The organism is Gordonia sp. NPDC003422, assembly GCF_053588675.1.
The window spans coordinates 1-4,067 of record NZ_JBSFQL010000059.1 but is presented as its reverse complement, the minus strand read 5'-3'; the positions used below and the strand labels follow the sequence as shown (position 1 = coordinate 4,067).

Genomic DNA, 4,067 nt, shown 5'->3' with positions numbered 1-4,067 from the left:
CCCCACACTCTGACTGCGACCACCGACAAGCGTGAGACGTCAACGATGTCCCGACGACACGACGTCAAGCATGTCCCGAGCCCTTACACGTCACATCCGGGAACATCGCCACGACACCGGCCGGCGTTCGATCGCCCTTGTTCAGCCGGTCGGACGGTTCGACCATTCACAAGCCGCAGTTCACGTCGCGTAGCGGTCTCCTAGCAACCCGCCGCTTCAGCACTGCAACCTCGAACTATGACGCGCCGGCCGGGGAGCAGTGCTGGCCTGAGGATTCTGACAAGTTAGTGAGAACCCACAGGTGACAAGATCATGAGAAACCCCAGTTCGCGACTGACAAAGAGGATGAGATCCTACATGAACGCCTGCCTGCCCTGGCCGTCGCACAAAAAGTAGGGGAAGAAGTTTCTTCCGCGGGGTTCAAAGTCCTCCCCTGAAGTTTCGCAGGGAGGACACCAAGGGTAGGGGAGGAATCTTCTTCCCCTACATTTTGTGGCACCCGTGCCGCGATCTCGCTCAATGACCACGCCGACCATTGCGTGGCGCGACCGAGATCGCACACCTCCCCCGATCGGTGGACATCGACATCACCCGGTACATCCACCACCCGGCGGAATGTCACCGACCCCGCTGAGCGGCAAAGTCATTGGTGTCAGAAACAACCCGCCCAGCCCAACCAGGACCGGACGACAAACTCTTCAGGAGACACCATGACCATCTCGAAGAACGTCAAGACCCGCACCGCCGCCGCCATCGCTGGGCTCGGAATCGCCGGAGCACTCGCCGTCGGCGGCGCCGGACTCGCCAACGCCGGCACCCTGCCCGTCACCCACCCCGGCGAACCCACCGTCGCCATGACCCTGACCAATCACACCAACAAGACCGAATGGCTCGCCTCGGCCACCCCCGGCAGCGGCCACTGGGTCCAAGCACCCACACGCTCACTGGCACCCGGAGCATCCGAGACCATCGTCAGCGTCGCGCCGAACACCAGCTACGAGACCGTGTTCGTCAACTACCGGATCGGCGCCTTCGGCCCCACCGCCACCTACAACCTCGAAAACGTCCGCGGCAACGTCAACACCAACATGACCGGCACCTCCGGCGGCCACTACTTCATCAACGCACCCCACATCGCCACCGGCTACCCCAACGTCAACGTCAGCTACGACCTCTGGTGACCCTCGCCGTGAGATCCTGATCCGAATGGAGGCTCGATGAACACCTTGCCCGGTCAACGACGCACCCCCGGCGTCGTTGACCGGGCTGCTCGTCGTGAGCGGCTGTTGATCGCGGCATTGACCTCGACCATGGTGCTGCTGGTGCTCGACTCGAGCATCGTCGGCGTGATGCTCCCCAGCATGACCCGCGATCTCGATCTGTCGGGATCGCAAGGGGCGTGGCTGGTTTCGGTGTATCTGCTGACCCTGGCCGTGTTCCTGCCGCTCGGCGGGCGCCTGTCCGACGCGTATGGGCCGGTCAACCTCTTTCGCGCCGGCATGACGGGATTCATCCTGTCCTCGTTGGGAATTGCGCTGATTCCGCACTTCGCCGGTGTCGTGGGATGTCGGGCGATCGCCGGTATCTCCGCCGCGATGCTCATGCCGTCGACACTCAGCCTGCTCACCCAGGCCATTCGCGAAGATCGGCGGGCCGGTGCGATGGCCATCTATACCGGTGTCGGACAAGGGTTTGCGCTCATCGGACCCGCAGTGGGTGGCATCTGCGCGCAATTCCTCGGCTGGCAATGGGGTTTCCTGATCAACGTGCCGGTCGGCCTCGCCGGCATTGTCCTCATCGCGCTCGTGCGGCCAGAGAACACTCGACATCCGGTGCGCTCGTGGGATCTGCTGGGTGTGGTCCTCGTCGTCGGCGGGCTGTCCGCCATCATGACCGCGCTGCTGCAAGCGCCCGAGTGGGGATGGTCGTCGCCTATGTTCCTCACGGTGGTCGCAGTCGGTATTGCCCTGACAGTCGGATTCGTCGTCCACGCCCGACGCGCCGACGATCCGATCCTCGATATCGGATTGTTTGCCAATCGCCAGTTCGCCACCAACACGGCAGCACTCGCCGCGCTCGGGTTCGCCATGACGGTGGCGACCATCTACGGCGCCACGGCATTGCAGGACGCACTGCACTTGAGCCCCGCCGAGGCCGGTATCAGTCTGTTGCCGTTGGTCATTCCTCTGTTGATCACCACCCGAACCGTCGGTGCGCGATACGAGACGCTTGGTTTACGCCGTGTCGTCGTCGGCGGCAGCCTCACACTGGCAGCCGGGTTGTCCATCGGCGCAATCGGTTTCGGTCTGTCGTCGTTGATCGTGGTGTGCGCCGGCATGCTGCTTGCCGGCTCGGGGATCGGCGCGATCCTCAGCCCGTTGACCGCCGCGACGATCGCGACCGCTCCCGCCGACAAGCGCGGCCAGGCGTCCGGATTGATGACGACGTGCCGTCAGATGGGCGGCGTGATCGGGATCGCGGTGTTCTCGGCGGTGATCGTCGACGTCCACGGGACCACCGCCACCGCCATCGGTTTCGCGATCACCGCCGTGGTGATGGCGGCTGCGGCTGTAGCGGCATACCGTGGGCTCGCCGAAGACGGGGCGAGCGAAGCGCCGGGGTAGACAACTCGGGACGTTCGACGGTAGGCGGCAGCGACGCTCGCACCTAACGTAGGAGGTGCGAGCGTCGGAGGTGTGATATGCGCAGCGACACCCGAACGTGGTGGCAGCATCTGCGGTCGGGGCTACCCGCTCGGACCCTTCAATTCTTCGGAGTCGCATACCTATTGACCTGGGTGTTCTGGATTCCCATGCTCTTCGCGCCCGACAGCCTGCAATTCCTGCACTACGTGGGCACCCTCGGGCCGTTGGCCGCGGCGTTCGTGATGCGCTACCGCGACGGCGGACGCACGGCAGTTCGGGAGTTGGGTACGCAGATGGTGCGCTGGCGGGTACCCGCCCGGTGGGTGGTGTTCGCGATAGCGTTCCCGCTCGTCCTGTTCGGCGTCGGCGCAGTGGTGTCGGCGGCGCTCGGGTCCCCGGTCGAGTGGTCGGAGTTCCTCGGATCGAAGGAGTTCGCGAACGTCGGGCTGATGCTGATTCCGATCGAGATCATCTTCTTCGGATTCGGTGAGGAGACCGGCTGGCGTGGGTACGCCATCCCCTCGCTCGAGGCCGACGGCTGGTCGTCGTATGGCGCGACAACGATTTTCGCGTTCTTCTGGGCAGGCTGGCACTTGCCGCTCTTCTTCTACTCCTACGGTTTGCAGACGTTGGGGCTGTTGATGATTCCCGGCTGGATCATCAGCATCCTGTTGGGCGCGTACTTGACGACGTTCCTCTTCAACAGCGCACGCGCAAGCATCCTCGTAATCGCGGTCTTCCACGGGATGGTCGACATCGTCTCAATCTCGCGGGCCGCCACCGACACGACGTTGTTGGTGGTGAACGCCGGCCTTATCGCAGCGGCGGTGTTCGTCGTGATCCGCTACACGCCGTCACTACGCGCGGCGACGCACGACTGACGGATCATCATCGACGCGCGATGGTGCTCGGTCCCGATCCGATCTGCACCGGCGGCAGTGCACGGATCACTGCCATGAGCGGCCCGCAGTAGATGGCGGTCGACATGCAGACGAACCGGCCGGTCGTGTCGTAGTTCCACGCGTCGCCGTGGAATGACCAGGTCAGACCGTCCCTCGACGGCGACATCGGACACTGCGACTTCGCCTTGCCCTTGCACGGCCCTTCGATGTGCCAGGGGCCGACGGGGTAGGCGTCGGCCGATCCCGCCGCAACGAAGGCACACGAGACGACGGCACCCGCGAGCATCGCTGCGGCGACTCCGCGACGCAACCAGTTGGTCCTTGCGACGTTCGTGGTCGTCATCTGTCCGCCTCTCGGTCGTGAGGGCACCACAGTGTGACCCTTCCACTCACTATCGCGGACTTCGACGTCCGTCGTTACGAGTTCAGAAGGGTGGTGGGCCTGCGGCGCGGTCGCGTTCGTCGCGGTCGCGTCGGTTGCGGTTCCTTTCTGCCCGGCGTCGGGCGTGTTTGTCTGCCA

4 protein-coding genes are annotated in these 4,067 nt (G+C 64.4%); 3 read left to right on the top strand and 1 reads right to left on the bottom strand.

From position 1 onward, the window contains the following. Positions 1–710 precede the first annotated feature (710 nt). From ACWDTF_RS24650 to ACWDTF_RS24640, 3 genes are all read left to right on the top strand, one after another. Positions 711–1,181 (top strand): hypothetical protein, encoded by a 471-nt coding sequence (locus ACWDTF_RS24650; RefSeq protein WP_240857806.1) that lies wholly within the window; start codon positions 711–713, stop codon positions 1,179–1,181. Positions 1,182–1,217: 36 nt separating this feature from the next. Further along, positions 1,218–2,624 (top strand): MFS transporter, encoded by a 1,407-nt coding sequence (locus ACWDTF_RS24645; RefSeq protein WP_240857807.1) that lies wholly within the window; start codon positions 1,218–1,220, stop codon positions 2,622–2,624. A 77-nt stretch (positions 2,625–2,701) separates the two neighbouring features. Next, positions 2,702–3,526, top strand: coding sequence for a CPBP family glutamic-type intramembrane protease (locus tag ACWDTF_RS24640; protein ID WP_449755236.1), 825 nt, complete (start codon positions 2,702–2,704; stop codon positions 3,524–3,526). A 7-nt stretch (positions 3,527–3,533) separates the two neighbouring features. Here ACWDTF_RS24640 and ACWDTF_RS24635 read toward each other — a convergent pair whose 3' ends face one another. Next, on the bottom strand, positions 3,534–3,890 hold the full coding sequence (locus tag ACWDTF_RS24635; protein WP_449755235.1) for a hypothetical protein: 357 nt from the start codon (positions 3,888–3,890) through the stop codon (positions 3,534–3,536). Between the last annotated feature and the right edge of the window lie 177 nt (positions 3,891–4,067).

Excerpts from the sequence above, each read along its gene's own strand:
- ACWDTF_RS24650 (WP_240857806.1), top strand. The coding sequence starts at position 711 with ATGACCATCTCGAAGAACGTCAAGACCCGCACCGCCGCCGCCATCGCT.
- ACWDTF_RS24645 (WP_240857807.1), top strand. The coding sequence starts at position 1,218 with ATGAACACCTTGCCCGGTCAACGACGCACCCCCGGCGTCGTTGACCGG.
- ACWDTF_RS24640 (WP_449755236.1), top strand. The coding sequence starts at position 2,702 with ATGCGCAGCGACACCCGAACGTGGTGGCAGCATCTGCGGTCGGGGCTA.
- ACWDTF_RS24635 (WP_449755235.1), bottom strand. The coding sequence starts at position 3,890 with ATGACGACCACGAACGTCGCAAGGACCAACTGGTTGCGTCGCGGAGTC.